At 61.6% G+C, this 23382-nt stretch carries 23 protein-coding genes and 1 tRNA gene; 9 read left to right on the top strand and 15 right to left on the bottom strand.

Translation table 11 applies throughout. The features are described from left to right. Positions 1–42: 42 nt before the first annotated feature. The 5 genes from B3C1_RS05245 to pspA are packed head-to-tail and all read right to left on the bottom strand — an operon-like array spanning position 43 to position 3836. A complete protein-coding gene (locus tag B3C1_RS05245; protein ID WP_008483396.1) occupies positions 43–1068 on the bottom strand; it encodes a TIGR01620 family protein in 1026 nt (341 codons plus the stop codon). After that, positions 1065–2447, bottom strand: a complete 1383-nt coding sequence (locus B3C1_RS05240) for a YcjX family GTP-binding protein (RefSeq protein ID WP_008483395.1) — start codon at positions 2445–2447, stop codon at positions 1065–1067. The genes B3C1_RS05245 and B3C1_RS05240 overlap by 4 nt, the downstream gene beginning before the upstream one ends. Before the next feature lie 41 nt (positions 2448–2488). Continuing rightward, positions 2489–2881: an envelope stress response membrane protein PspC gene (gene pspC / locus B3C1_RS05235; protein ID WP_008483393.1), complete on the bottom strand. Its 393-nt coding sequence runs from the start codon at positions 2879–2881 to the stop codon at positions 2489–2491. Between the two features lie 40 nt (positions 2882–2921). After that, positions 2922–3158 (bottom strand): envelope stress response membrane protein PspB, encoded by a 237-nt coding sequence (pspB, locus tag B3C1_RS05230; protein WP_008483391.1) that lies wholly within the window; start codon positions 3156–3158, stop codon positions 2922–2924. A gap of 12 nt (positions 3159–3170) precedes the next feature. After that, entirely contained in the window at positions 3171–3836 is a 666-nt protein-coding gene (pspA, locus tag B3C1_RS05225) for a phage shock protein PspA (RefSeq protein ID WP_008483389.1), read from the bottom strand. A gap of 172 nt (positions 3837–4008) precedes the next feature. On the opposite strand from pspA, the gene pspF reads away from it, so the two are divergent. From pspF to B3C1_RS05195, 6 genes are all read left to right on the top strand, one after another. Continuing rightward, positions 4009–5058 (top strand): phage shock protein operon transcriptional activator, encoded by a 1050-nt coding sequence (gene pspF, locus B3C1_RS05220; RefSeq protein ID WP_008483388.1) that lies wholly within the window; start codon positions 4009–4011, stop codon positions 5056–5058. 95 nt (positions 5059–5153) lie between these two features. Continuing rightward, entirely contained in the window at positions 5154–6764 is a 1611-nt protein-coding gene (locus B3C1_RS05215; RefSeq protein WP_008483387.1) for an ABC transporter substrate-binding protein, read from the top strand. Then, a complete protein-coding gene (locus B3C1_RS05210; protein WP_008483386.1) occupies positions 6764–7795 on the top strand; it encodes an ABC transporter permease in 1032 nt (343 codons plus the stop codon). The genes B3C1_RS05215 and B3C1_RS05210 overlap by 1 nt, the downstream gene beginning before the upstream one ends. Next, positions 7782–8675 (top strand): ABC transporter permease subunit, encoded by an 894-nt coding sequence (locus B3C1_RS05205; protein ID WP_008483385.1) that lies wholly within the window; start codon positions 7782–7784, stop codon positions 8673–8675. Before B3C1_RS05210 ends, B3C1_RS05205 begins: the two co-directional genes overlap by 14 nt. Positions 8676–8677: 2 nt before the next feature. Beyond that, positions 8678–9679, top strand: coding sequence for a peptide ABC transporter ATP-binding protein (locus B3C1_RS05200; protein ID WP_008483383.1), 1002 nt, complete (start codon positions 8678–8680; stop codon positions 9677–9679). 2 nt (positions 9680–9681) lie between these two features. Then, on the top strand, positions 9682–10452 hold the full coding sequence (locus B3C1_RS05195; protein ID WP_008483381.1) for a peptide ABC transporter ATP-binding protein: 771 nt from the start codon (positions 9682–9684) through the stop codon (positions 10450–10452). Between the two features lie 27 nt (positions 10453–10479). Here B3C1_RS05195 and mtnK read toward each other — a convergent pair whose 3' ends face one another. Continuing rightward, on the bottom strand, positions 10480–11664 hold the full coding sequence (gene mtnK / locus B3C1_RS05190) for an S-methyl-5-thioribose kinase (protein WP_008483380.1): 1185 nt from the start codon (positions 11662–11664) through the stop codon (positions 10480–10482). Positions 11665–11784: 120 nt separating this feature from the next. Here mtnK and mtnA point away from each other — a divergent pair, with 120 nt between their 5' ends. Both mtnA and B3C1_RS05180 read left to right on the top strand, forming a co-directional pair. After that, positions 11785–12774 carry an S-methyl-5-thioribose-1-phosphate isomerase gene (gene mtnA / locus B3C1_RS05185; RefSeq protein ID WP_008483379.1) on the top strand — a complete coding sequence of 330 codons (990 nt, stop codon included), beginning with the start codon at positions 11785–11787 and terminating at the stop codon, positions 12772–12774. Between the two features lie 14 nt (positions 12775–12788). Further along, positions 12789–13430: a hypothetical protein gene (locus B3C1_RS05180; RefSeq protein WP_008483378.1), complete on the top strand. Its 642-nt coding sequence runs from the start codon at positions 12789–12791 to the stop codon at positions 13428–13430. 32 nt (positions 13431–13462) lie between these two features. On the opposite strand, the gene B3C1_RS05175 is transcribed toward B3C1_RS05180, so the two are convergent. From B3C1_RS05175 to B3C1_RS05165, 3 genes are read right to left on the bottom strand one after another with little or no spacing between them, the layout of a single operon-like run. Continuing rightward, positions 13463–13993, bottom strand: a complete 531-nt coding sequence (locus B3C1_RS05175; protein ID WP_008483377.1) for a 1,2-dihydroxy-3-keto-5-methylthiopentene dioxygenase — start codon at positions 13991–13993, stop codon at positions 13463–13465. After that, positions 13990–14664 carry an acireductone synthase gene (gene mtnC, locus B3C1_RS05170; protein ID WP_008483376.1) on the bottom strand — a complete coding sequence of 225 codons (675 nt, stop codon included), beginning with the start codon at positions 14662–14664 and terminating at the stop codon, positions 13990–13992. Before mtnC ends, B3C1_RS05175 begins: the two co-directional genes overlap by 4 nt. Further along, a complete protein-coding gene (locus B3C1_RS05165; RefSeq protein ID WP_008483375.1) occupies positions 14661–15260 on the bottom strand; it encodes a methylthioribulose 1-phosphate dehydratase in 600 nt (199 codons plus the stop codon). Before B3C1_RS05165 ends, mtnC begins: the two co-directional genes overlap by 4 nt. Before the next feature lie 91 nt (positions 15261–15351). On the opposite strand from B3C1_RS05165, the gene B3C1_RS05160 reads away from it, so the two are divergent. Then, positions 15352–16497: a methionine aminotransferase gene (locus B3C1_RS05160; protein ID WP_008483374.1), complete on the top strand. Its 1146-nt coding sequence runs from the start codon at positions 15352–15354 to the stop codon at positions 16495–16497. 50 nt (positions 16498–16547) lie between these two features. On the opposite strand, the gene B3C1_RS05155 is transcribed toward B3C1_RS05160, so the two are convergent. The 6 genes from B3C1_RS05155 to clpX form a co-directional block, all read right to left on the bottom strand. Then, positions 16548–17006: a CreA family protein gene (locus B3C1_RS05155; protein ID WP_008483373.1), complete on the bottom strand. Its 459-nt coding sequence runs from the start codon at positions 17004–17006 to the stop codon at positions 16548–16550. A 43-nt stretch (positions 17007–17049) separates the two neighbouring features. After that, complete coding sequence (locus tag B3C1_RS05150) at positions 17050–18930, bottom strand: SurA N-terminal domain-containing protein (RefSeq protein ID WP_008483371.1); 1881 nt, start codon at positions 18928–18930, stop codon at positions 17050–17052. A 61-nt stretch (positions 18931–18991) separates the two neighbouring features. Then, positions 18992–19068 (bottom strand) — tRNA-Asp (locus B3C1_RS05145). 56 nt (positions 19069–19124) lie between these two features. Then, on the bottom strand, positions 19125–19397 hold the full coding sequence (gene hupB, locus B3C1_RS05140) for a nucleoid-associated protein HU-beta (protein ID WP_008483370.1): 273 nt from the start codon (positions 19395–19397) through the stop codon (positions 19125–19127). Positions 19398–19623: 226 nt separating this feature from the next. Continuing rightward, complete coding sequence (gene lon / locus B3C1_RS05135; protein ID WP_008483369.1) at positions 19624–21978, bottom strand: endopeptidase La; 2355 nt, start codon at positions 21976–21978, stop codon at positions 19624–19626. Between the two features lie 86 nt (positions 21979–22064). Continuing rightward, positions 22065–23336: an ATP-dependent protease ATP-binding subunit ClpX gene (gene clpX, locus B3C1_RS05130; protein ID WP_008483368.1), complete on the bottom strand. Its 1272-nt coding sequence runs from the start codon at positions 23334–23336 to the stop codon at positions 22065–22067. Positions 23337–23382 lie beyond the last annotated feature (46 nt).

The following is a 23382-nucleotide window of genomic DNA, read 5'->3' as shown; positions in this document are numbered from 1 at the left end:
CATCTCTGGCAGGCATCTGATGCGCCTGGCGTTGCTTCGGCTTTACTGCTCTTCGCCGGCCTTGTCCTTGCGCCGGCTAAGCATCATGCCGGGCAGCTTCATCAAATCCTTGCCCATATCCACCAGCAGCCGCGCCCGCGCCTTGCCCAGGCGCTGGTTGTCCCCCTGGTCCATGGGCAGTGGCCGGCATAGCCGCATGGCCTGCCAGCCAAGGCGGGCCGTTAATAGGCCGGCCCCCAAGCCCTGGGCGGCCCGCCCCGACACCTTACCCAGCAGATCGGCGCCGAAGGTACTCATACCGATATCCACCACCAGCTCAGACACCCCGGCATAGACCAGGTTGATAAAGACCTGGCGCACCAGCCTTACCCGGCTCCAATACCCCAAAGGCAGACCGTAGACCGCCGCCACTTCCCGCACCAGGCGCAGGTTGCGCCAGGCGATGATGGCCATGTCGGTGAGCGCCAGAGGGCTGACCGCCACCAGTACTGTGGCTTCCAGGGCGTAGCGGCGCACCAGGCGCTGGGCCTGGTCATCAAGGCCGGTCAGCACGTCCTGGCGAAAGCGCTGCTGCACTTCCTCGCCGCTGTCGTGGCTGCCCACTTCGGCCAGGAAGCGCTCCATCTGTGGGCTTTGGTGCAGGCCCCGCAGCTTCATGCTGCGCTCCAGCACCGTCAGGGTGCCGTCACCGGTGGCGGCCTGGGCCGCCTTGGCGCTGTCCCGCTCCAGGCGTTTTAAGGCCCGCAGGGCCCGCCACTCGCGAAAAAGCGCCCGCAACGCCCCCGCCCCCAACAACACAGTGGCCAGGGAAAACAGTACCGCCAGCACCGGCTGGTTTTGCCATAGGCCATAGAGCCAGTAGCCGGTCTGGCCCAATACCCCCAGCCCCAGGAAGGCCAGGCCCCAGCTAAGCCAGGGGCGCCGGCGGCTGGCAAGGGCCGCCTTGAGCTGCTGCTCAGGCTGGCCTTCGGGCTCGGCCTCAAAGCCGTCCTCTGGCACCTCTATCGCTAGGCGCAGGTTGGGCTGCTCTGGGCTGTCTTCCACCAGTACGGTCGGCCTTAGGGTCATAACATCTTGTCTCCAAGCAAAAAGGCCAGGGCCTTGTCCATCCGCAGATGGGCAAGGGGCGAGCGCAGCCCAAGAGGCGGGGCAAAACCCGGAAAAGCAAAGCCTTGGCGCTGCCAAAAATCGGCAGCCGGCAGGCTGGCCGGCACGTCCCCGGGGAAGAGGGTGACCTGGCGGCCATCTGCCAAGCGCCCCTTGAGGCAAGGCAGGGTCTGGCCGTCCAGTTGGCCCTTGCCGGCCTGGGTGGTGCACACCGCCGCCAGGGTTTCCACCCCCACGTCGATGCCGGCAAAGCGGATGGGCTCAAGGGCCGGGCCGATAAGTTCGCCAATCAGGCTGGTCAGGGCCGGGCGCTGGTCTGGGGTCAGGCGATCGGCCTGGGTGGCGGCAAAGAGCACCTTGTCGATACGGGGCGAAAAAAGCCGGGACAACAGGCCGCTCTGGCCGTATTGAAAGCTTTTCAGCACTTCGGTCAGGGCCAACTGCAAATCAAGGAAGGCGGCCCGGGAATGGTTGAGGGCGGCCAGGGTGTCCACCAGCACCACCTGGCGGTCCATGCTGGCAAAATGGTCCCGGTAGAAGCGTTTTACCACCTCGCTCTTGTACTGTTCAAAGACCTTGGCCAACTGGCGGTACAAAGGGGAGTCATCCGGCGCCCCCTGCCAGGGAAAAAAAGCCAATACCGGCGCGCCCTTGAGTTCGCCGGGCAGCAAAAAACGCCCCGGCTGCAGGTAATAAAGGCCCAGGCTGGCCCGAAAATCCTGCAACAAAGCGGCAAAGCGCTCCGCCAGCTGCTCGGTCTGTACCTCGTCGCTTTGCCCCTGGGCGCAGTAGGCCGTTGCATCCTGGCACCAGCTGGCGGCCAAATCGGCCCTGGGTTTTTGCGCCAGCAGTTTTTGCTGCTGGGCGCTCCACTGGCCGTAGTCCAGGTCCAACATCCCCAAATCCAGCAGCCATTCGCCGGGGTAGTCGACAATATCCAGCACCAGGGTCACCGGCTCCTTGATAAAGCCCCTGATGCCGGTGTCGGGCTGGTATTTGAGATGCAGGCGCAGCTCGCTGATGCCCTGGGTGGACGGAGCCCAGCCCGGCTGATCGGCCTGGAGCATGGCCAGGTTGTCCCGGTAGCGAAAGCGGGGCACCAAGGGGTGGGGCTGGGGCATTTCCTTGGCCCCCAGGTAGCGGCCCTCGGCCTGCACCGGGAAAAACGGCAGATGCCTTGGGGTGCCATGGAGCAGCTGGTCGGTCAGGGAGGTTATAAAGGCGGTCTTGCCTGCCTGGGACAGGCCGGTGACGGCCAGGCGCACATGTTGGTCAAGGCCGCGCTTGAGGGTGTCGGTGGCCGCCCTGGCCAGGGTCTTTAACGTGGAACTGTCGAGCATCCCTTTTCCCTATAAAGAGAGGGCGCCATCGGCGCCCTTTTTCACAGCCGGCTGATTTGCCGGTTTAGCTGGAATTCCGCTGAGGTCACATGACCTTCCAGGCTCCTGAGCCTATTTTCAAGGCGTTCGAACTGATCGTTCAGGTCCTTCATGGCCTGGCGCGGCGGCTCACCGGACTGCCAAACCTGGTTTTTCACCTGGATAGGCTTTTCCTTGCTGCCGTTGCTGGTGCTGGGGGCCTTTTCCAGGATAAACCACAGGGCCACATAGACCACCACGAAGAAGGTACCGGTGGTGAGCAAAGCGCCGGAGACCACCAACACTCGCACCAGCCAGGTTTCCATGTTGAAGTAGTGGGCCAGACCGGCGCAGACACCGCCAAGACGGGCTTCGTCGGGATAACGGTACAGATTGCCTCTTGTGCTGTTGCTCATTGCCCTTTCTCCTTCCTGCTGCGGTGACATCCTTGTCTCCTTAAGCCTTGTTGCGCCACTGGGGACTGTCTTCGTCCAGCAGGCGCTCCAGGGTGGCGATACGATCGGCCATCTTTTCAGCCTGTTGGGACAGCTGCACCAGTTGTGCCCTTTCGTCTTCGCTCAGCCCCTGCCCTACCTGGCGCTTACTGCGGTAGTGCAGGATGAGCCAGATGGGTGCCACGAAGATCATGAATATGATCAGGGGTACCGCGAATGCCCAGACTACATCCTCCATCACCTACTCCTTTTATTTTTTCTTGGCCATTTTGGCCTTCAGGGCGTCAAGCTCCTGGTTGACCTTTTCGTCGGCAGCCAGGGCAGCAAATTCGGCATCCAGGGACTTGCCCTTGCCAATATCATAAGATTCCACCTGGGCTTCGATATCGTCAATACGGCGCTCGTATTGTTCGAACTTGGCCATGGTGTCTTCCACCTTGCCGCCGTCAAAGCGCTTGCGCACGTCCAGGCGGGTCTGTGCCGATTGCTTGCGCAGCACTATGGCTTTTTGGCGGCTGCGGGCGTCGGTCAGTTTTTCGTTGAGCTGGGTGACTTCTTCGCTCAGCTTGGCGATGGACTCTTCCACATGGGTCAGTTCCGCCTGCAGACCGGCCATGGCTTCTTCGGCACGGCTTTTCTCAATCAGGGCACCCTTGGCCAGGTCTTCACGGTCCTTGGTCAGGGCCAGCTCGGCCTTGGCCTGCCAGTCGTTGGCCTTTTCGGCCAGTTTGGCGATACGCCTTTCCAGATCTTTACGCTCGGCCAGGGCTTTGGCAGACAGGGAGCGGACCTCCACCAGGGTGTCTTCCATTTCCTGAATGATCAGGCGTACCATTTTTTCGGGGTCTTCGGCCTTGTCCAGCAAGGCATTCAGGTTGGCATTCACGATGTCTGTGAAGCGAGAGAAAATACCCATTATCGTTTCCTCGTCTGATCTAAGGGAGTTCCTTGCTCTCCCTTATCCGAAAAGCGTGCCAACTTGGACAAAAGAATAACACACTGAATTTAAAAAGAAAATTTTGTTGGCGCCATGTTAACTAAATTGGATTATCATAGGTTCAACCACAATTTGGCGAAAATCACCACTCATGGCACCCAGAAAACACGACAACCTGCTCGGCCAGGCCAACAGCTTCCTTGAAGTGATAGAGCAGGTGTCCCGTGCGGCTCCCTTGAACAAGCCGGTGCTTATCATAGGAGAAAGGGGCACCGGCAAGGAACTGATTGCCGAGCGCCTGCACTTCCTGTCCAGCCGTTGGGATCAGAACTACCTCAAGCTCAACTGCGCCGCTCTTAACGAGAACCTGTTGGAGTCGGAACTGTTCGGCTACGAGCAAGGGGCCTTTACCGGCGCCGCCAAGCGCCACAGCGGCCGCTTCGAGCGGGCCGACGGCGGCACCCTGTTTTTGGACGAGCTGGCCAACACCTCCGGCCTTATCCAGGAAAAGCTGCTGCGGGTCATCGAATACGGGGAGTATGAACGGGTGGGGGGCTCCCAGACCCTCAAAGCGGACGTGCGCCTGATCTGTGCCACCAACGAAGACTTGCCCTCCTTGGCAGAGCGGGGCGCCTTTCGCGCCGATCTGTTGGATCGGCTGGCCTTTGATGTGATCACCCTGCCCCCCTTGCGGGAACGCCGCGACGACATCCTGCTGCTGGCCGAGCACTTTGCCATCAACATGGCCCGCCAGCTGGACCAGCCGCTCTTTTCCGGCTTTACCCGCAAGGCCCAGCAGCTGCTGCTGGACTATGAATGGCCCGGCAATATCCGTGAGCTTAAAAATGCCGTGGAGCGGTCGGTCTACCGCCACAACAACCCGGATTTGCCGGTACACCAGGTGGTGCTGGACCCCTTCGAGTCCCCCTGGCGGCCCAAGGGACAGGTGCGCACCGTCGACCGCCAGCCGGCCCCTGGGGCGCCAGCCCAGGCCAAGGGCGCCAGCCTCGGCGGTGACTTGGACTTCCCCTTGGATTTCAAGACCCTGACCCAGGAATTTGAGATCCAAGTGCTCAACGAGGCCCTCAAGGCCAACCAGTTCAACCAAAAGCGCAGCGCCGAGGCCCTGGGGCTGACCTATCACCAATTGCGGGGCATACTGCGTAAGTACGAGCTGCTGGACAAGGCAGAAGAGGGCTGAGCCGGGAGGGCGGATGCACGGCAGGTTTGGAAGGGACGGGGCAACAGTGGTAGAGTGCCGCTCCCGTTCTTTAACATCGATTCACGGCATGGGTTATGCTGGCTAATCGCGCCCTGATGTTGGGTATGTTGGGCATGGCCCTTTGCGCCTGTTCCGACAACCACAAAAGCCTGGTTCACCAGGGTCTGGTTTATTGCGCCGAAGGCAATCCCGAGACCTTCAACCCCCAGTTGGTGACCTCGGGTACCACAGCCGACGCCACGGCCAACCAGCTCTATGACAAGCTCATCGACATCGACGCCCAGACCGGCGAGGTGTTGCCGCGCCTGGCCAAGGCCTGGCACATGAGCCCGGACGGCCTGCGCTATACCTTTGAGTTGCGCCAAGGGGTGCATTTCCACCACACCGCCTACTTCAGCCCCAGCCGCGACTTCGATGCCGACGATGTGATTTTCAGCTTCCGCCGCCAGTGGGATAAGGACCATCCTTACCACCAGGTGTCCGGGGGCGAATACCCCTTCTTCGACGCCGTGGCCTTAGGAGGCCTGCTGCACGCCATCGAGCGCGACAACGACCACCAGGTCACCTTTGTGCTCAACAGGCCAGACGCCTCTTTCCTGTCCAACCTGGCCACCGACTACGCCATTATCCTCTCTGCCGAATACGGCCAGGCCCTGATGGAGCAAGGGGTGCCGGAGCGCATCGACACCCAGCCGGTGGGCACTGGCCCCTTCGTATTCGACAGCTACCGCAAGGACAGCTTTATCCGCTACAAGGCCAACCCCGACTACTGGGACGGCCAGGTGGCGGTCAATCCGCTGATCTTCGACATCACCAAGAAGAGCTCGCGGCGCCTGGCCAAGTTGGTCACCGGGGAATGTGACGTGACCGGCCTGCCCCTGGCCTCTGAGATAGGCGAGATCCAAAAGCACGACAACCTGCGCCTGCAATCCCAGCCGGGGCTGAACGTGGGCTTTTGGGCTTTCAATACCGAAAGGCCGCCCCTGAACAACCCCGACGTGCGCCGCGCCCTGGCCATGGCCATAGAACACGACACCATAATGCAGGCGGTGTTCTACGGCACCGGCTCTCCAGCCAACTCCTTGCTGCCCGCCAATTCCTGGGCCTACGACAAGGACTTGCCGCCCCTGAAACGGGACCTGGAGCAGGCCCGGAGCCTTTTGAAAAAGGCTGGCCTGGAAAACGGCTTTAGCCTGGATATCTGGGCCATGCCGGTATCCCGCTCCTATAACCCCAATGCCCGCAAGATGGCCGAACTTATCCAGTCGGACCTGGCAGCCGTCAATGTGCGGGTGCGCATCGTCACCTACGACTGGGCCAGTTTTCGCCGGCGCCTGGCCAGGGGCGAGCACGATTCGGTGCTGATTGGCTGGTCCGCCGATAACACAGACCCGGACAACTTCTTTACCCCTACCCTGTCCTGCTCGGCCATGGCCAGCGGCAACAACAGGGCCAACTGGTGTGACCCGGCCTTTGATACCCTGCTGGCCAAGGCCCTGCTGACCCCGGACCGGGAAGGGCGAAAGGCCTATTACCAGCAGGCCCAGGCCTACCTGGACCAGGCCATGCCGGTGGTGCCCCTGGCCCATGGCCTGCGTTTTCTGGCCAGCCAGAATGACATCGAAGGGGTGCAGCTCCATGCCTTTGGCGCCATCAACTTTGCCAAGGCCAGGAGGCTCAACTGATGCTGAGTTATGCCCTGCGCCGCCTAAACCTCTTTTTGATCACCTTCCTGCTGCTGGCCATGGTGGCCTTCAGCCTGACCCACCTGGGGCCAGGGGATCCCTTGAGCCACCTGGTCAACACCGACGGCCTGGGCCCCGGGCAAATCGAAGCCCTGCGCGCCCATTACCACCTGGACCAGGGCCTGGCGGTGCAGTTCTACCACTACCTTGGCCGTATCTTCAGCGGTGACTGGGGCTATTCCCTCAGTAACGGCGACCCGGTACTGGGAGCCTTGATGCGCACCCTGCCCGCCACCTTGGAGCTTATCCTGGCGGCCATGCTGCTGGCCCTGGTCATCGGCATTCCCACCGGCGCCTTTGCCGCCATGTACCGCAATTCCGCTACCGACTACACGGTGCAAGGGGTAGCCCTGGTGGGCTATTCCATCCCCATCTTCTGGTGGGCACTGCTGCTGATGATGCTGTTTTCCCTGAAGCTGGGCTGGCTGCCGGTGTCCGGGCGCCTGGGGCTCTTGTACGAGATCCCGGCCAAGACCGGCTTCTTGCTGGTGGATATCTGGCTGTCCAAGGTGCCCTACCGCTTTGAAGCCATGCGTGACGCCCTGGCCCACCTGGTAATGCCGACACTGGTGCTGGCCACAGTGCCCACCGCCGTGGTGACCCGCCTGACCCGCACCTCTTTGCGTGACGTGCTGAAAAAGAACTATATCCGCGCCGCCAGGGCCAGGGGCTGGTCCATGTGGCGGGTGGTGCGCAAGCACGGCCTGCACAACGCCCTGCTGCCAGTTGGCCGGATCCTCGGCCTGCAACTGGCGGCGCTGTTGTCAGGGGCCATCATCACCGAGAGCATCTTCGACTGGCCCGGTGTGGGAAACTACCTGGTCAACAGCATTTACTCGCGGGATTTTCCCGCCATCCAGGGTTGCCTGCTGATCCTGTCCACCTTCGTTATCCTGGTCAGCGTGGTGATCGATATCCTGTTCACCGCCTTGGACCCCTTGCATCGAAAGCGCCTCCATGCTGAGCCCTAACCTCTACACCGACGAGCGCATCCCCTCGCCCCTGGTCCAGACCTGGCGGGCCTTTCGCAAGAGCCCCCAGGCCATGGTGGGGCTCTACCTGATGGGGCTGCTGCTGATCGCCACCGTTTTTGGCCCCCTGCTAGCGCCCTTCGACCCCGAAGTACAGCACCCCGACGCCCTCTTGGTGCCGCCGTCCTGGGCCCAGGCCGGCCACGTGGACTTTTTTGTCGGCACTGACGACTTGGGCCGGGATCTGTTGTCCAGGCTGCTGCACGGCGCCCACTTGACCTTCGGCTCGGCGCTGCTGGTGGTGACCGCTGCGGCCCTTATCGGGGTGGTACTGGGGGCCATTTCCGGCACCCTCAAGGGCTTGCAGGGCTCCATACTGCACCATTTCCTCGACACCCTGCTGTCCATCCCATCGGTGCTGCTGGCCATCACCTTCGTGGCCATACAGGGCCCAGGGCTGGGAGCGGCGCTGTTGGCGGTATGGCTGGCGCTGGTGCCCCAGTTTATCCGGGTCACCCACGACGCCGTGGCCGCCGAGATGGAAAAGGAATATGTGGTGGCGGCGCGCATGGACGGGGTGGGCAGGCTGCGCCTGTTGTGGGACGTTATCCTGCCCAACGTCGCCGACACCATAGTGCACCAGTACGCCCTGGGGCTGTCGGCGGCGGTGCTGGACATCAGCGCCCTGGGCTTTTTGAACCTGGGCGCCCAGGCCCCCTTGCCCGAATGGGGAGCCATGCTGGCCGGCGCTACGGACCTGGCCTATATGGCGCCCTGGACAGTGACCCTGCCCGGGGTTGCCATACTTACCACTATGATCGCCATTAACCTGGTGGGTGACGGCCTGCGCCAGGCCCTTAACGCCCGTCTGGAGCAATAACCATGAGCGCCCTGCTGGACATCCGTAACCTGACCATAGAGCTGGAAACCCCCCAGGGGCGGGTCCAGGCGGTGGAAAAGGTCAACCTGCTTATCAATGAAGGGGAGATCCAGGGCCTGGTCGGGGAATCGGGCTCGGGTAAGTCCCTGGTGGCCAAGGCCATACTGGGGCTGCAAAGCGACAGCTGGCATGTCCATGCCGACCGCATGCATTGGAAAGGGGTTGAGCTGTCCGACCTGCCCCTGGACGACAGGCGCGAGCTGATCGGCCGCGAGCTGGGCTTTATCTTCCAAGAGCCCATGAGCTGTCTGGACCCCATGCTCAGCATCAAGGAACAGCTCACCGAAGTGCTGCCCCACCACCAATGCCCCCTGCCCTATTGGAACCTCTATGGCCGGCGCCGCTGGCGGGCCGGTGAAGCCAAGGCGCTGCTGCACAAGGTGGGCATCACCCAGCACAAGAGGGTGCTGGACAGCTACCCCCACGAATTATCCGAGGGGCTTTGCCAGAAGGTGATGATCGCCATGGCCATCGCCAGCGGCCCCAAGCTGCTCATCGCCGACGAGCCCACAGCCCAGATGGAAGCCACCACAGAAGCGCGGATCTTCAGCCTGCTGGCCAAGCTCAACCAGCTTGGCAACATGTCGGTGCTGCTGATCACCCACGACCTGGAGTCCATCATCAAGTGGAGCCACGCCATTACCGTGATGTACTCGGGCCAGACAGTGGAAGCGGGCCCCACCCAGAGCATTCTCAGCCGGCCCCACCATCCCTATACCGAGGCGCTGCTGCGCTCCATTCCCCACTTTGGTGAGGGGCTGGAACACAAGTGCCACCTTCATACCCTGCCCGGCGCCATACCGCCCTTGCAGCACCTGCCCATCGGCTGCCGCCTGGGGCCGCGCTGCCCAAGGGCCCAGCGCAAATGCGTGGAAAAACCCCTGGTCAAAGACGTCAAGGGCCACCGCTTTGCCTGCCACTACCCCATCAATATGGAGGACTGAGGGTGCCGCTGTTAGAGGTAACCGATCTTTCCAAGACCTTCGTCAACCGCCGGGGGCTGTTCAAGCGCGAGACCATAGAGGCGGTGGCGCCCCTGAGTTTTAGCCTGGAAGCGGGCCAGACCCTGGCCATCTGCGGCGAAACCGGGTCGGGCAAGACCACTGTGGCCAAGCTGTTGGTGGGGGCCGAAGTGCCCACCACCGGTGTGGTCAAGCTGGGGGATGAGCCCCTCGCCCTGCATTCGGCCGAGTCTTGCCGCTCTATCCGCATGATTTTCCAAGACCCATCCACGTCCCTCAACCCCAGGGTGACGGTGGGCCGCCAGCTCGAAGAGCCCCTTAAGCTCAATACCACCCTCACCGCCGCCCAGCGCCAGGCCAAGATTGAGGCCACCCTGGTGCGGGTAGGGTTGCTGGCCGAACATGCCGACTACTACCCCCATATGATCTCCGGTGGCCAGAAGCAGCGGGTGGCTTTGGCCCGGGCCCTGATCCTGGGCCCCAAGGTGCTGGTCTGTGACGAAGCCCTGGCAGCCCTGGATGTGTCCCTGCGCGGCCAGATCCTCAACTTCCTGCTGGACGAGCAGCGCAAACAGCAGCTGGGCTATGTGTTCGTGTCCCACAACATGGGCATAGTGCAGCACATCTCCGACTATGTGCTGATCATGCACCACGGCCAGGTGGTGGAGCGGGGGCCGACCAAAGAGGTCTTTAGCAACCCCCAGCATGAGGTCACCAAGCGCATGCTGATGGCCCAGAACCTCTGGGGCAATTGAAAAAGGCCGCGAATGCGGCCTTTTTTATTATGCGGCGAAGCGCACCGGGCTGGGTTTGAGCAGCCGCCGGATCAGGCTGATGTCGCAGCTGCCCTGGCTGGCCAGGATCAGGCTGCGGCCAAGGGCCAGGGCCTTTTTCTCGGCATCGCTGCGCTGGGCGTCGTCCAGGCTGGTGATGTCCGCCACATGGGCCAGGCCCAGGGTGCGGCGGATAAGCTCGCAGCCGGCATAGCCCAGGGCGTCGCGTTGCACCTGGGCCAGGAAACGGCTCTGATAACCTTCGCTGGCCAGACCCGGGTCCTGGGTACCGGCCAGCAGGGTGCGAAAACGGCTCTCGAACAGGTCCCAGAAGCTCAGGCTTTCCTCTTCCAGCCAGTCGGCGTAGTCGTTGTTACCCAAGGTCTTGTGGCGGCACCAGGCCAGCAGCAGGTTACCGATCACCGAGCCCACGTCAAAGCCGATGGGGCCGAAGAAACCGAATTCGGCATCGATCACCTTCAGCTCACCAGGCCCTGAGAATACCGAGCCCGAGTGCACGTCGCCGTGCAGCAGGGATTGGGGGCAGGACAGGAAGCGGGCCTTAAGCTCGGCCACCGCGTCCAGCAGCATCACGTCCTGCCACAGCTCCTCGGCCAGGGGCCGGGTGGCGGGGAAGATATCGTTACGCTCGTGCTCACGGAAGGGGTCGGTAAAGAACAAGTCTTCGGTGATTTGGCACAGCTCCGGGTTGGTAAAGTTCTGCACCAGTGCCTTTTTGGCCTGGGCCGCCAAGGCAAAATCGGAATAGGCGTAGAGGCTGTCGGCCAGGTAACGGGCCAAGTCTTCGGCCAGGTTATCGACTTTTTCCACGTCGATAAGGCGTTTACGCAGCAACACCAGGTGCGACAGGTCCTCTTGCACCATGGCGTATTTTTCCAGGTCAAAATCCAGCACCTTGACCACCAGATCCGGGGCAACCTTGGCATGGGCCTGCAGGGTTTCGGCCTCGATACGGGCCCGGTCCAGGGTCAAGGGCCAGGACTCACCCACACAGCGGGCATAAGGCAAGGCCTGCTTGACGATAAGGCTGCGCTCGGGGGTGGACAACTGGAACACCAGGTTCAGGTTGCCGTCGCCAATCTCATGGCTACTGACCTGGGCCTCGTTTGGGAAAAAGCCCTTGGCTTTGGCAAAGTCGATGGCGGCAAGGCTATCAAACACCTGATAGGACATGGCGCTACTCCGGGACATTCATGGACACCCAGAAATTTAAACGCAAAAACGTTTAGACGTCTACACCTCTCTTTCGGGAAATGCGACAATCCGGTTTTTACGGTGACAGACTGCCTTCTTATGACCCTCAGACAAGCTACCGCCCTTCGCTACCAAGACGGCCAACTGCAGATCCTTGACCAGCGCGCCCTGCCCGGCCGCCAACAATGGCTGACGGTACAGAGCACCGAGCACCTGGTGGAGCTGATCAAGAGCCTGGCCATACGCGGTGCGCCCCTTATCGGCATTGCCGCCGTGCTCTATCTGGCAGTGCTGGCCCGCCAGGGCCTGGCGCTCGAGGCCCTTCGCCAAACCAGCCAGGTACTGCGCCAAAGCCGGCCGACGGCGGTCAACCTGATGAATCTTCTGGACCGCATCAACCCGGTGCTGGACCAGGGCGCCGAGCAGGTGGAAGCGGCAGCCTTGGCCCTGTTCGATGAGGACCTGGCCCTGTGCGACGCCATTGCCGAAGCGGGCCTGCCCCTTATCAAACCCGGCATGCGCATCCTCACCCATTGCAACACCGGCGGCCTGCCCACCGCCGGGCGCGGCACCGCCCTTGGCATCATCACCCGGGCCCAGGAAGCGGGGTTGGGCCCCTTCGTGTGGGTGGATGAAACCCGCCCCCTGCTGCAAGGAGCCAGGCTCACCGCCTATGAACTCAAGGCGGCCGGGGTTGCTCATCGCCTGCAGGTGGACAGCGCCGCCGCCAGCCTCTTTGCCGACGGCCAGGTGGACCTGGTGTTGGTAGGGGCCGACCGTATCGCCGCCAACGGCGACACCGCCAACAAGGTCGGCACCCTGATGCTGGCGGTGCTGGCCAAACATTACGGGGTGCCCTTTTACATCGCCGCCCCCTGGACCACGGTAGACCCGGCCTGCCCCGGCGCTGGCGCCATCCCCATCGAAGACAGGGACGGCAGCGAAGTCTGCCAATTGGGCGAGCAGCAACTGGCGCCCGCCGACACCCAGACCTACAATCCGGGTTTCGATGTCACACCGGCCGACCTTATCAGCGGCTGGGTGACCGACCGGGGCCTTATCACCGACCCCGGTGCCTTTATCGCCTAACCAAGGAAAGCGCCATGAAGAAAGGACTCTGCCTGACCCTGCTCTGCCTCGGCGGCTGCGCCAGCCTGCCCCCAGGTGATGCCCAGCATCGCTACCTGGCGGCCATTGCCGATGCCGCCGTCATTACCCCCCAGGAAGCCGCGCCCCTGGCCAGCCCTGCGGCGGGCAAGATCAAGGTAGTGACCTGGAGCAAGTATCCAGGCAGCTTTGAACCGGGCAAGACCTTGACCCTGGATTGGGGGGAAACCTGGGTAACCTTGGATGGCGCCGTGCAGGGCTTTTGCCGCCGCTACGGCGATAAGCGCCTGGGCACCCAGGCCCTGCTGGGCCTGCCGCCAGAGCCACAGCAGGCCCGCAGCTTCGTTACCCTGGAAGTGGACTCGGCGCTGCTGTTTCGGCCCTGCGCCGACCCCAGCCTAGGCCAGAGCCAATGCGGCGCCGACTTTCCCAAAACGGTCAGCCAGGCCCACAAGGCCTGGTACGCCGGCCAGACAGCGGCGTCCTATCAGGATGGCGGCTTTCCCTGGACCCGCCTTGGCTACACCTATAACTACAACGCCGGGGCCAGCCCGGTGGGCCCCACCGAATTGGTGATCCCCAAAGGCAGCCAGGTGCAGGTGCTGGCGGTAACCCCCACCCAGCAGTACTGCCAGTAAGGCAATAAAAAAGGCGCCCTAGGCGCCTTTTCTCATGCCGCGTCGATAAAGTTCGACGCTACCGGATCCCCGGTGTGCTGGGCCACCCAGCCGTCGGGGTTGGTAAACAGGCGCACCGCCACAAAGTAGGGCTCAAGGCCCATATCGAACCAATGGCGGGTACCGGCCGGCACCGACAGAAAATCCCCTTGGGTGCAGGTCAGGGCATAGACATGGTGGTTAAGGTGCAGATAGAAGATGCCGGAGCCGGCGGCAAAAAAGCGCACCTCATCTTCGCTGTGGATATGCTCGTCCAGAAACTTGCGGCGCAGTTCGCCGGCATTGGGGTTGTCCGGCTGTAGCGACACCACATCCACACTCTGATAGCCCCCCTGCTGCTGCCAGTTGGCGATGGCGTCCTGGTAGCAGGCCATCACCGCCTCCGGGCTCAGATCGTCCAGAGGCCGGGTGGCCAGGTGCTGGTAGTCGATACCGACGGCGGCCAGCTTCTCACCTATGACGGCGCTGTCGGTCCAGCTGCCAAGTTCGATGCCGTTCTCACTGCACAGGGTCAGGATGGTCATAGGGTTACCTCGTCAAAGTTGTGGGCCAGAGCATAACCCTCAGCGGCCTGGGTACCGGGTCTGACCAGCTGGCAGGTGGCAAAACCGGCCTGGCGCGCCGCCGCCAGCTCTTCCTTGATATCGGACAGGAACAGGATCTGGTCGGCCGGCAAGGCCAGGGCCTTGGCGATATTGTGGTAGCTGCCCTCTTCCCGCTTGTGGCCGATGCGGGTGTCGAAGTTGGCTTCGAACAACCCTTGCAGGTCGCCGGCGTCCGAGTAGCCGAACAGCAGCTGCTGGGCGGCCACCGAGCCGGACGAATACACCGCCAGGCGCAGCCCCTGTTCGCGCCAGCGGCCAAGGGCGGCGGGCACCTCGGGATAGAGGTGACCGGTGAAGTCCCCCTGTTGGTAACCCTGGCGCCAGATAAGCCCCTGCAGGGTCTTAAGGGCGGTGACCTTTTTGTCTTGGTCTATCCAGCGGATAAGGGCGGCTATCTGGCCCTGGATGTCATCGGCGCCGAGGCCCGCCTCCTGGCTGACGGCGGCCAGGGCTTCGGCCACGGCCGGCTCCTGGGCCTGGTTGGTGACGAAGTCGGCCATCCGCGCCCTGGCGTAGGGGAACAGCACCTTATGTACAAACTGGATGTCGGTGGTGGTGCCTTCCACGTCCATGACCACGGCCTTGATCATCGGCGGTACTCCCATTCGCATTGCAACAAGAACTCCAGCCCTTCCAGGTGGCGCCAGGCCTCCTGGGGGCTGTCCCCGAAGGCATAAAGGCCATGGCCCTTTAACAGCAGGCCGCCGACAAAGGGCTTATCCAGGTAGCGCTGGCGGATCTGTGCGGCCAGGGCCGGCATGTCCTGGCTGTTGTCAAAACAGGGGATCTCCAGAGGCTCCAAATGGCTGGTCACTCCCTTGATGGCCTTTTGCATCTCATAACCGGTGAGCCAGAGGCTGTCCCCCTCGGTGCGCCGCGACAGCAGGGTGGACGCCACCGAATGAGTGTGGAATACCGCCTGAATACCGGGGTCGGCGCCGTAGAGGGCACAATGGACCAAGGTTTCGGCGCTGGGCTTGGGGCCAGCCAGCACCTGGCCGGCCAGGTTGACCGTGACCAGGTCCTGCTCGCCAAGCTTGGCCTTGTCCACCCCTGAGGCGGTGATCAGGCAGCGCTCGGCGTCCAGGCGCACCGACAGGTTGCCGCCGGTGGCCGGCAGCCAATGCCTTGCGGCGGCTTCGTTGCAGTAGTGCAGCAGGGTCGAGATCAGTCCCGGCTGGGACATAGGCACTCCATTTGGACAGATAGACGTCTAAGTTGCCAAATCCTAGCATTCTGCTACCCTGTCGCCAAATCCTTTTCCCGGGCCTGACGCCGTGACCATTGCCTCCAAACTGCCCGCCACCGGCACCACCATTTTCACCCGCATGTCGGCCCTGGCCGCCCAGTTTGGCGCCTTGAACCTGTCCCAGGGCTTTCCCGACTTCCCCCCGGACCAGCGCCTGTTGCAGCGGGCCGCCGACGCCGTACTGCACGGCAACAACCAGTACGCCCCCATGGCCGGCTTGCCGGCCCTGCAAGAGGCCATTGCCCAGGTGGTCAGCCGCCACTATGGCCGCATCCTGTCGGCCGCCCAGGAAGTGACCGTCACCAGCGGCGCCTCGGAGGCGATTTTCGATGCCATCGCCGCCCTGGTGCACCCCGGCGACGAGGTGATCCTGTTCGACCCGGCCTATGACCTTTACGAGCCGGCGGTGCTGCTGGCCGGTGGCCGCTGCAAACGCCTTACCCTCCATGCCCCGGATTTTCGCCCGGACTGGCAGGCCTTTGCGGCACTGCTGAGCCCCAAGACCCGGCTGGTGCTTATTAACAGCCCCCACAATCCCACCGGCGCCTGCTGGCAACCGGCGGATTTGGACGCCCTCTGGCAGGCCATTGCGCCCCTGGACACCCTGGTGCTGTCCGACGAGGTCTACGAATTCATCCACTTTGGTGAGCAGGCCCTGAGCGTTAATAGCCACCCTGCTCTTCGCGAGCGCAGCCTGGTGGTGTCCTCTTTCGGCAAGAGCTTTCATTTGACCGGTTGGAAGCTGGGTTATGCCATAGCGCCGCCAGCCCTGACCGCCGAGCTTCGCAAGGTCCACCAGTACGTGACCTTCTGCACCACCCACCCCCTGCAAACCGCCATTGCCGGCCACCTCGAAGCCCTGCCGGAAGAAACCTTCGCCCTGGCCGATTTTTACCGCGCCAAGCGCGATCGGCTGCGCCAGGCCCTGGCCGGCAGCCGCTTTAGGCTGCTGCCCTGCCAGGGCACCTACTTTCAGCTGCTGGACTACAGCGCCATCAGCGACGAAGACGACCTGGCCTTTTGTGAGCGGCTGGTCAAGGAGGTCGGGGTGGCCGCCATTCCCATCAGCGTCTTCTACGAGACGCCGCCGGCCGGCCAGCGCCTTATCCGCCTCTGCTTTGCCAAGGAAGACGCCACCTTGCTAGAGGCCGCCCGCCGGCTCTGCCAGCTGTAAAAAAAGGCCGCATCAGCGGCCTTTTTTATGACTTGAGAAAAGCATACCCGTCAGTGGGGCTGTTGCCAGGCCTCGGTGCCGTACAGGGGCACGGTGGAAATGGCATGGTGGGTGCTGCCCTGGGTTTCCTTGGTGGAATAGGACAGGTAAATCAGGCTCTGATGCTCGGCGTCCCAAATACGGCGCACTTTCAGGGATTTAAAGAGCACCGACAACGACTCTTTGAACACCGACTCGCCGGACTTGGATCTGTCGATGCCTTTGAGCATGGCGGCGGTGATGGGGCCGGTCTGGCGACAGGCGATGGACATGTCCGAGGGGTCAGAGAAGCTCAGGTCGTCCTCCACATGGGCCACATGGCAGGTCACACCGGGGATCTTGGGGTCGGTAAAGCCCTTTACCACCACGTCCTTGGTGGTAAACCAGCCCAGGGATACCCGGGCGCTGTCGTCGCTGCAGCCACTGGCCAGCAGCACCAGGGCCAAGGCGCCTATCAAGGTCTTTTGCATCGTTCTCTCCCTAATAAAAACCCCGGCAAGCCGGGGTTTTTCATCAACCGTTGCTGAGGTTGAGGTATTTGACTTCAGCCACCTTGCGAAGGGCATCGATGAACTGGCGGTTGGCGGCGTCGGCACGCTGCTTGGCCAGTTGCTGCTGCCACATCTGGATGATGAACTGGTCCTGCTCGGTGGGCTGGTACGGATGTACCGCCTTGACCTTGACCACGGCGCTGTCGCCACTGGCCAGGGTCACCAGCTCGGCATTGCCGGGCTGCTGGTCGAAGGCGCTGCGCACTATGGCGGGGGCGGCCTTGGTATCGTTACGAGCAAGAGCGTCCAGGGTCTCTTCGGACAGCTTGTTGTCGGCCAGGAAGCCGCTGACGTCTTCACCGGCGTTAAGCTTGTCCAGCAGAGCCTGGGCCAGCTCCTCGGCCTTGGCCTTGGCACGCTCGCTGCGGATAGCAGTGGCTATCTCGCCTTTGACTTCATCCAGGGCCTTGCGGTGGGCTTCTTTGTAGTCGCTGGCAACCAGCGCCACTATGTGTTCGGGACCCACTTCCAGCAGCCCGGAGGGGCGACGGTCAAGCTTGACGCTGTCAGAGAACACCGCGTCAAGTACAGAGCCGTTGCTCAGTGCCGCCGGTGGGGCGCTACGGGCAAACAGCGGGACATGCTTAACCTCAACACCGATATTCTTAGCCGCTTCAGCCAAGGGCAGTTCGAAGGCGTCCTGCTCTAGCTTGCTTTGCTTTTCATAGAACAGCGCATCGGCGGCCTTTTTGACCAGCAGTGTCTTGATGCTGTCCTTAACCTCGGCCAGGCCCTTGACGGTGCCCATCTCGATACCGGTCAGCTTGATCAGGTGATAGCCGTAGGTGGATTCAACCGGACCAGCGATGTCCCCTTCTTTGGCAATGGCAAAGAGGGCCTTGTCGAAGTCGCCTTTGTATACGCCCGGCTCGATCCAGCCCAGGTCACCGCCTTTCTCGGCGCTGAGGGTGTCGGTGGATTCGGTTTTGGCCACTTCGGCAAAATCCTTACCGCCTTGGATGGCCTTGAGGGCGGCCTCGGCCTTGGCTTTGGCGTCGTCACCGGTGAACAGAATATGGGAAGCCTGACGCTTCTCGGGGCGACGGAACTGGTTGGTGTTGTCCTGGTAGTAGCTTTGGATCTGTTCGTCGGTAACGGTGACGCCGGCTTTGAGATCGTCGGCGTTCAGTTCCACGTAATCCACAGCCACCTGCTCCGGGGCCATATAGCCTTGGGGCTCGCTGTCGTAGCGGGCCTGGATGTCTTCGTCGCTGACCTCGATGGTGGCCAGGAAGTCGCTGGCCTTGACGGTGACCGCCATGGCGTCACGGCTCTGCCGGCTGGCAGCATAGAGGTCCTTGGCTTCATCGGGCATCACGAAGGCAGACGCCAGCACACCGTCAACGAACTGTTGGCGGGCCAGGTCGGCACGCATCATTTCCGAGAAGCGGCTGGGGCTCATGCCCTGGTTACGCAGCACCGCCAGGTAACGCTCGTTGTCGAAGTTGCCGGCGATCTGGAAGGCAGGGATGTCACGGATGGCGGCCTTGACCTGCTCGTCGGACACCCGCAGACCCATTTCGCTGATGGCGTCGGCCATCAGGTGCTGGTTGATCAGCTGCTCCAGGGCACCACGACGAATTTCGTTAAGAAAGGCTTCGTTGCCGGCCAGTTGGCTGAACATGTCGGCGTTTTGGGATTCCAGGCGGGCCCGCTCGTTCTGGTAGGCCCGGTTCAGCTCGACGCGGCTGATGGACTGACCATTGACCTCAGCTGCCGCGTTGCCGTTAGGCCCGCCACTGAGATAGGAGTACACACCTGTCAGGGCGAAGGAAAGGATGATGAGCCCAAGGATGATTTTAACAATCCAGCTCTGCGATCCTTCCCGGATCTGTTCCATCATCTTGATTTGTCTCTCTTATATAAAAAAAGCGCATCACCTACATGATGCGCCTTTTAGGCTTTGGCGGAGTGGACGGGACTCGAACCCGCGACCCCCGGCGTGACAGGCCGGTATTCTAACCGACTGAACTACCACTCCTCACATTCCTGGGCGCTGAAGGTCATGGACCCTTTTGCCGCGCCCGGGCAGGCGTCTTAGTTTACGGAGTCTTTCAGCGCTTTACCGGCCTTGAAGGACGGGATTTTAGCAGCAGCGATGTTGATGGTGGCACCAGTCTGGGGGTTACGGCCAGAACGGGCAGCACGCTCACGTACGGAGAAAGTACCGAAACCGACCAGAGCAACAGAATCGCCGTCTTTCAGGGACTCAGTTACGGCGTCGGTGAACGCATCCAGTGCACGAGCAGCAGCAGCTTTGGAAATATCAGCACCTGCGGCAATTTTATCGATCAGTTGTGATTTATTCACAATATCATCCCCTTCAATTGTTATTTTTGCTCCGCAGTTAAAATCTCCCAGAAACTGCGGCCTAGCGGAGGTTTTATATCAAGCCTGTTAGCCCAGTGCAAGCATACCAAAGTATGCTCTTTCAGTCGGCAAACCCTGGCAGAACAGGCCCTCCAGCCTAGCGACCAAGCTTAGGCTATACCAGAGCGGTCGCTAGTGGAAAGCCCTCAAACGCAAAAAGTCGTCTTCAGGCCGCACTTTGTGGCGAAAAGCCGGCCGGATCCTCTGCCAACGCCAGTTTCAGCACGTCGTCAATCCATTTTACCGGGTGGATCACCAGGTCCTGTTTGACGTTTTCCGGTATCTCTTCCAGGTCTCGTTCATTTTCATAAGGAATAAGCACCTGCTTGATACCGCCGCGATGAGCCGCCAACAGCTTCTCTTTAAGGCCACCGATGCGCAGCACTTCCCCACGCAGGGTAATTTCCCCTGTCATGGCCACATCGGCCCTGACCGGGTTACCGGTCAGGCTGGACACCAAGGCGGTGCACATGGCAATACCGGCGGACGGGCCGTCCTTAGGAGTGGCCCCTTCCGGCACGTGGATGTGGATATCCCGCTTTTCATGAAAATCGCTGTTGATACGCAGCTTCTCGGCACGGGAACGCACCACCGTCATGGCCGCCTGGATGGACTCTTTCATCACGTCGCCCAAGGAGCCGGTGTAGGTCAGCTTGCCCTTGCCGGGCACGCTGGCCGCCTCTATGGTCAGCAGATCGCCGCCCACTTCGGTCCAGGCCAGGCCGGTGACCTGGCCGATACGGTTTTCGTCGTCGGCACGGCCGTAGTCAAAGCGCATCACCCCCAAGAAATCGTGGAGGTTGTCACCATCGATGGTGACGGTGTTGATGTCTTTTTCCAGCAACAGCTTTTTCACCGCCTTACGGCACAGGGTGGACAGCTCACGCTCAAGGTTACGGACACCGGCTTCCCGGGTGTAGTAACGGATGATGCCGATAATGGCGCTGTCTTCCACCACCAGTTCGCCCTTCTTCAGGCCGTTACGGCCGATTTGCTTGGGCAGCAGGTGGTTGCGGGCGATGTTGAGCTTCTCGTCCTCGGTGTAACCGGACAGGCGAATGACTTCCATCCTATCCAGCAGCGGGCCTGGGATATTCATGGAGTTGGAGGTGGCCACGAACATCACGTCGGACAGATCGTAATCCACTTCCAGGTAATGGTCGGCGAAGGTGGCGTTCTGTTCCGGGTCCAGCACTTCCAGCAGGGCCGAGGCCGGGTCGCCGCGCATGTCGGAGGCCATCTTGTCGATTTCATCGAGCAGGAACAGCGGGTTGCGCACCCCTACCTTGGACATCTTCTGAATGAGCTTGCCGGGCATGGAGCCGATATAGGTACGGCGGTGACCGCGAATTTCCGCTTCGTCACGCACCCCGCCCAGGGCGACCCGCACGTATTTGCGGCCGGTGGCCTTGGCGATGGACTGGCCCAGGGAGGTTTTACCCACCCCCGGCGGCCCTACCAGGCACAGGATGGGACCCTTGAGCTTGCTGGAGCGGGCTTGCACCGCCAGGTACTCGAGGATCCGTTCCTTGACCTTCTCCAAGCCGAAATGGTCGGCATTGAGGATCTCTTCGGCCTTGGCGATGTCTTTTTTAACCTTGGTTTTCTTGGACCAGGGCACCGACACCAGCCAGTCGATGTAGGAGCGTACCACTGTGGCTTCCGCCGACATGGGAGACATCATCTTGAGCTTGGACAGCTCGCTGCTGGCCTTGGTGCGCACTTCCTCGGGCATGCCGGCTTCGTCAATCTTGCGCTGCAGGCCTTCGAACTCGTCCGGGGTATCTTCCAGCTCACCCAGCTCTTTTTGGATAGCCTTCATCTGTTCGTTGAGGTAGTACTCCCGCTGGCTTTTTTCCATCTGCTTTTTGACGCGGTTGCGGATGCGCTTTTCGATCTGCAGCAGGTCGATTTCGCTTTCCATCAGCCCCAGCAGGTATTCGATGCGCTCACCCACGGGGATGATTTCCAGCACCTTCTGCTTTTCGTCCAGCTTGATGGGCATATGGGCCGCCATGGTATCGGCCAGGCGCGCCGGCTCGTCGATACCGGACAGGGAGGTCAGCACCTCGGGCGGGATCTTCTTGTTGAGCTTGATATAGCCTTCAAACTGATTGATGGCGGTGCGCAGCAGCACCTCCTGCTCCTGCTCCTCTATGGGAGTGGACTCCAGGAAGGTGACTTCGCCGTGCAGGTAGTCGTCGTCGGTTTGCAGGCTGTCGATGCGGGCCCGCTGGTTGCCTTCCACCAGCACCTTGACGGTGCCGTCGGGCAGTTTGAGCATCTGCAGGATAGTGGCAACGGTACCGACTTCGTAGATGTCGGCCAGTTCAGGATCATCCAGCTCGGCGTCTTTTTGGGCCACCAGGAACACTTGCTTGTCCTGGGCCATGGCTGCTTCCAGGCAGTTGACCGACTTGTCGCGGCCCACAAACAGGGGGATCACCATGTAGGGATAGACCACCACATCACGCAGTGGCAGTACGGGAATTTGGATGCGTTCTGAACGCTCAAGAGTCATGCGGATCTCCAGGGGAGGCTGATAGGCTCAAGATGGGGATTGGTGTGACGGATTTCAAGAAAAAAACGGGGCTTTCGCCCCGTTTTTTAGTTGGAAGACGCGACCTTGTCTTCCGAGCGGTAAATCAGGATGGGTTTGGACTCGCCGCGGATCACGGTTTCGTCTACCACTACCTTGTCTACGTTCTCGACGCTGGGCAGTTCGTACATGGTGTCCAGCAGCACCCCTTCGACGATGGAACGCAGGCCACGGGCACCGGTCTTGCGTTCCATGGCCTTCTTGGCGATGGCCTTGAGGGCGTCCTCGCGGAACTCCAGGTCGGCCCCTTCCAGGCTGAACAAGGCCTGGTATTGCTTGGTCAGGGCGTTCTTGGGCTCGGACAGGATCTGCACCAGGGCCGACTCGTCCAGCTCGTCCAGGGTGGCCACCACCGGCAGACGGCCGATGAATTCGGGGATAAGGCCGTATTTGACCAGATCCTCGGGCTCTACCTTGCGGAACAGCTCGGAGATGGACGCCTTGTCCTTGTCCCCTTTGACCTCGGCACCGAAACCGATGCCTTTGGAGGTGGCGGTGCGGCCATCGACAATCTTGTCGAGGCCGGCAAAGGCGCCGCCGCAGATAAAGAGGATCTTGGAGGTGTCCACCTGCAGGAATTCCTGCTGGGGATGCTTGCGTCCGCCCTGGGGTGGAACCGCCGCCACAGTGCCTTCAATCAGCTTCAACAGGGCCTGCTGCACCCCTTCACCGGACACGTCACGGGTGATGGAGGGGTTGTCGGACTTGCGGGAGATCTTGTCAATCTCGTCGATATAGACGATGCCGCGCTGGGCCTTGTCGATATCGTAGTCACACTTTTGCAGCAGCTTCTGGATGATGTTCTCCACGTCCTCGCCCACATAACCGGCTTCGGTCAGGGTGGTGGCATCGGCCATGGTGAAGGGGACATCCAGCAGGCGGGCCAGGGTCTCGGCCAGCAGCGTCTTACCGGAGCCGGTGGGGCCGATCAGCAAGATGTTGCTCTTGCCCAGTTCCACGTCGTCGTGGCTGGGATTGCGCAGGCGCTTGTAGTGGTTGTAAACGGCAACCGCCAGTACTTTCTTGGCATGGTCCTGGCCAATGACGAAATCATCCAGGTGATTACGTATTTCTTTTGGCGTGGGCAGGCTGTCCTTGGCCTGGCGCGGGGCGATTTCCTTTATCTCTTCACGGATGATGTCGTTGCACAAATCAACGCACTCATCGCAGATGAAGACAGACGGGCCCGCAATCAGCTTGCGGACCTCGTGCTGGCTTTTGCCGCAAAAGGAGCAGTACAACAGCTTACCGTCGCCACCGCCTTTAGAGCTTTCAGTCATTGCTTACCTCGTGCAGTGCAGGCCCAAGCCTGCCCGGCTTTCACTT

This window comes from Gallaecimonas xiamenensis 3-C-1 (assembly GCF_000299915.1).
GTDB lineage: Bacteria > Pseudomonadota > Gammaproteobacteria > Enterobacterales > Gallaecimonadaceae > Gallaecimonas > Gallaecimonas xiamenensis.
Note: the sequence above shows the minus strand (reverse complement) of the source record. Positions and strands in the feature narration are given on the sequence as shown.

Bases quoted from the DNA above. Each gene is read 5' to 3' on its own strand.
- pspC (WP_008483393.1), bottom strand. From the start codon at position 2,881: ATGAGCAACAGCACAAGAGGCAATCTGTACCGTTATCCCGACGAAGCC.
- B3C1_RS05175 (WP_008483377.1), bottom strand. From the start codon at position 13,993: ATGACCATCCTGACCCTGTGCAGTGAGAACGGCATCGAACTTGGCAGC.
- B3C1_RS05165 (WP_008483375.1), bottom strand. From the start codon at position 15,260: ATGTCCCAGCCGGGACTGATCTCGACCCTGCTGCACTACTGCAACGAA.
- B3C1_RS05210 (WP_008483386.1), top strand. From the start codon at position 6,764: ATGCTGAGTTATGCCCTGCGCCGCCTAAACCTCTTTTTGATCACCTTC.
- B3C1_RS05180 (WP_008483378.1), top strand. From the start codon at position 12,789: ATGAAGAAAGGACTCTGCCTGACCCTGCTCTGCCTCGGCGGCTGCGCC.
- B3C1_RS05215 (WP_008483387.1), top strand. From the start codon at position 5,154: ATGCTGGCTAATCGCGCCCTGATGTTGGGTATGTTGGGCATGGCCCTT.
- B3C1_RS05205 (WP_008483385.1), top strand. From the start codon at position 7,782: ATGCTGAGCCCTAACCTCTACACCGACGAGCGCATCCCCTCGCCCCTG.
- lon (WP_008483369.1), bottom strand. From the start codon at position 21,978: ATGACTCTTGAGCGTTCAGAACGCATCCAAATTCCCGTACTGCCACTG.
- B3C1_RS05150 (WP_008483371.1), bottom strand. From the start codon at position 18,930: ATGATGGAACAGATCCGGGAAGGATCGCAGAGCTGGATTGTTAAAATC.
- B3C1_RS05240 (WP_008483395.1), bottom strand. From the start codon at position 2,447: ATGCTCGACAGTTCCACGTTAAAGACCCTGGCCAGGGCGGCCACCGAC.
- clpX (WP_008483368.1), bottom strand. From the start codon at position 23,336: ATGACTGAAAGCTCTAAAGGCGGTGGCGACGGTAAGCTGTTGTACTGC.
- mtnC (WP_008483376.1), bottom strand. From the start codon at position 14,664: ATGATCAAGGCCGTGGTCATGGACGTGGAAGGCACCACCACCGACATC.
- mtnK (WP_008483380.1), bottom strand. From the start codon at position 11,664: ATGTCCTATCAGGTGTTTGATAGCCTTGCCGCCATCGACTTTGCCAAA.
- B3C1_RS05200 (WP_008483383.1), top strand. From the start codon at position 8,678: ATGAGCGCCCTGCTGGACATCCGTAACCTGACCATAGAGCTGGAAACC.
- B3C1_RS05155 (WP_008483373.1), bottom strand. From the start codon at position 17,006: ATGCAAAAGACCTTGATAGGCGCCTTGGCCCTGGTGCTGCTGGCCAGT.
- pspB (WP_008483391.1), bottom strand. From the start codon at position 3,158: ATGGAGGATGTAGTCTGGGCATTCGCGGTACCCCTGATCATATTCATG.
- B3C1_RS05245 (WP_008483396.1), bottom strand. From the start codon at position 1,068: ATGACCCTAAGGCCGACCGTACTGGTGGAAGACAGCCCAGAGCAGCCC.
- pspF (WP_008483388.1), top strand. From the start codon at position 4,009: ATGGCACCCAGAAAACACGACAACCTGCTCGGCCAGGCCAACAGCTTC.
- mtnA (WP_008483379.1), top strand. From the start codon at position 11,785: ATGACCCTCAGACAAGCTACCGCCCTTCGCTACCAAGACGGCCAACTG.
- pspA (WP_008483389.1), bottom strand. From the start codon at position 3,836: ATGGGTATTTTCTCTCGCTTCACAGACATCGTGAATGCCAACCTGAAT.